Below are 1,610 nucleotides of genomic sequence, written 5' to 3'. Positions count from 1 at the left end.
TGCAGATGCGCGCGGGCGTTAAAACCGCGGCCAATCTCGTAATGGCCGGCGCGTCCAATGACACCGGAACGCAGGCGGTCGCGCTTTCGAGCTGGAACGACAAGCCCGAGGACGCCGCGGTCGTACTGGTCCGCTCCTATTTGTGCGGCGCCACGGTCGTGGATGCGACCACCATTTGCGGCGGAACGAAGCTGCCGACCGTCTTCGTCCAGATAACGGCGACGGGCACCTGGGTGCCCCCGTTTAACTTCGGTGTCTTCCCGGACCCGCGCGCGATCAGTCATCAGCAGGTGATCCGTGTCCGCTGAAAGGATCGGATCCAGGTGGCGCCGTGACTGCTCCGGCGCAGCCGGGCTGGAATTCGCCTTGATCGCGCCTTTCCTGGTGATGCTTTTGTTCGGAATCTTCGCCTTCGGCTGGGCCATGAATGCCGTGTCGACCGTCCGCTATACACTGGAAACCTCTTCCCGGGCGCTGCAGCTGAACAACACGCTTTCGCAGAGCGACATCCAAGCCATCGCCACGCAGAAATTGGTGAATCTGGGTCTGCAGAACGTCATTGTGACGATCGCGATCGACCCTGCCAGCGGCGGCTTCAAGATGGCGCATCTGACCGCCAGCTATGCCTTCGTCATCGCTTTCCCGTATTTCGACCAGTATCCGATAAATTACGCCACGACCGTCACGGTGCCCCTGGTTGCCAGCTAGGATACGGCCGGCTTGGTTGAGTTGGCGGCCCTGTATTCAGCTTCCCAAGGCAATGCGTCGAATTCGGGCTTGTGCCCCGCTTCACGGTAGGCGGCCTGAGTGAGGAAACCTGCTTTGTCCCGCTCCACAACGCAGACAAACGGCGGATTCCCCGGGCACCTATAGACGCCTACAGCTTTTTCCATGCAACAGGTGTGCTACGGGTGCTCGAAGATGTCCTCCTTCATTGCGATGACAGAACAATAGAGAATATCTAGCGGTCCGGCATCACTGAAGGGTGCGGGTTGGTAAATTCGTACAACTCTTTTCATTGCGGAGAGAGTTTCGGCGAGCTTATTAATGTGTCGTTTGCCATTGCCTTTTCTGGGAGGCTGCGATGGTTGCAACGCCCATAGATATCGCTCGAGCGGCCACTACGGCCACCTTGCTGATGCGCCAGAAGTCCATGGCGGAACCCGCCACATTTCGCCGGGACATGGATCAATCGCGCAGGGCCATCCGAGCCTCACGCGAGCTTCTGAAGCGCCTTGGTCAACGTCGTCACGACGTGGCGCTAGGCTGGGAAGATGGCGGCCCGTCTACTGTTGCCGCCTCCGCGTTTCAAGCCGACGTTCTCCGCTCTGCATTCCGAGCCCTAGTAGGGGAAACGGGTACGCCTGAGTGTCAATGGCGCGATTTAGCCAAGGCCCTGGTGCGCGATTTGACTGGGTGCGAGCTGATCGAAACTGGCTTGGTGGATTGGATCGTCAGCAAGTAGCCGCTGCCCGCCAGCGGCCCAGCAGCCGTCTGCGGGGACTTTGCAGCGGGCGCGCTGGGCCTGACCGGTGGGGCGGTGTGGTATCCGCCGGCTGGCGAACATATGCGCCTCCTGCCAACGCCAGCGAAACATCCAAACGAACGAG

At 60.3% G+C, this 1,610-nt stretch carries 2 protein-coding genes; both read left to right on the top strand.

What is annotated here, in order from left to right; genetic code table 11:
- Nucleotides 1-308 (top strand): pilus assembly protein (locus tag NKH35_RS31680; RefSeq protein WP_352917566.1); only part of this gene is annotated, 308 nt, incomplete at its 5' end.
- A complete protein-coding gene (locus NKH35_RS31675; RefSeq protein WP_023716265.1) occupies nt 298-708 on the top strand; it encodes a TadE/TadG family type IV pilus assembly protein in 411 nt (136 codons plus the stop codon). The genes NKH35_RS31680 and NKH35_RS31675, both read left to right, overlap by 11 nt.
- Nucleotides 709-1,610: the final 902 nt, after the last annotated feature.

Source organism: Mesorhizobium sp. M1143 (genome assembly GCF_040318435.1).
Classification (GTDB): Bacteria; Pseudomonadota; Alphaproteobacteria; order Rhizobiales; family Rhizobiaceae; genus Mesorhizobium.
The sequence above is the reverse complement of the archived record's forward strand: the minus strand, read 5'-3'. Positions and strand labels throughout refer to the sequence as shown.